This window comes from bacterium (genome assembly GCA_024224155.1).
Lineage (GTDB): Bacteria > Acidobacteriota > Thermoanaerobaculia > Multivoradales > JAHEKO01 > CALZIK01.
Window position 1 is genome coordinate 1 of sequence record JAAENP010000441.1, and the last position, 1118, is coordinate 1118.

Annotated in this window: 1 protein-coding gene; it reads left to right on the plus strand. The window is 63.3% G+C overall.

The features are described from left to right. Nucleotides 1–105: 105 nt before the first annotated feature. Nucleotides 106–1118, plus strand: a 1013-nt coding sequence (locus GY769_21605; protein ID MCP4204515.1) for a serine/threonine protein kinase, incomplete at its 3' end; no start/stop codon positions are given.

Below are 1118 nucleotides of genomic sequence, written 5' to 3' on the forward strand. Positions count from 1 at the left end.
ATCCGGAAAGCGGCCTCGACTCGAAGAGGATTGGATAGGATCGGCGGCAAAGGCCGATCCTGACATCTTTCTCCCCGAACCTCCAACTGTGTTGAACCGACCCTCATGAGCCTGCCGCTCGCACGCATCGACGACCAGTACGACATCGTCGCCAAGATCAAGAAAGGCGGCATGGGCGAGATCTACAAGGTCCGCCATCGGCTGCTCGATGAGCTGCGAGTGGTCAAGGTGTTGCATCCGAATCTGGTCGGAGACAGCGAGCTCAACGAACGCTTCGCTCGCGAGGCCCGGGCGGCGATCCAGCTGCGGCACCCGAATATCGTTCAGATCTTCGATTTCACCCTCGACGATTCGGGCGCCGGCCTGATCGTTATGGAGTACATCCGCGGTACTGATCTCAAACAACTCATCGCCCGGTCCGAGCTGCCGTCCATCGCATTGGTGGTCGAGATCGCGCGGCAGGGACTGCGTGCCCTCGGCTACCTCCATCGGCACGGTTTCGTGCACCGTGACGTGTCGCCGGACAACCTGATGCTGTCGGTCGACGTCGAAGGCCGGCCGCTGGTCAAGATCATCGACCTGGGTATCGCCAAACGCCGCGGCAGCGACCCGCAGCTGACGGCCAGCGGTATGTTTCTCGGCAAGTTCCGCTATGCCTCGCCGGAACATTTCGGAGCCCAGGGGTCCGGCGGCATCGAAGCACGCAGCGATCTCTACACCTTCGGGTTGGTGCTATACGAGCTACTGACCGGGCAGTATCCGATCCGTGGCGAATCGACCTCCCAGCTGATCGCCGGCCATCTCTTTCAGCCGCCGAGGGACTTCTCCGAGACCGATCCCGGAGGTCGGATACCCGCACCCTTGAGACAGCTGGTGCTCAAGACCCTGGCCAAGGAGCCCACCCAGCGATTCGCCAACGCCGAGGAGCTGATCGCGTGCATCGGCGATCTACGGGCCGACTATCCGGTGAACGAGGCGGTTCTCGAGGAGTCGCGTAGCTTCACCACGGGAGAGGCGCCTCGAGCCGTCTCGGAGCCGGCGGCGATCAGCGTGCCGTCGCCCACGGTGACCGTCGACGCCGAAGCACCGCAGGACCCGCTCGAGCGTCTGGTCACCGA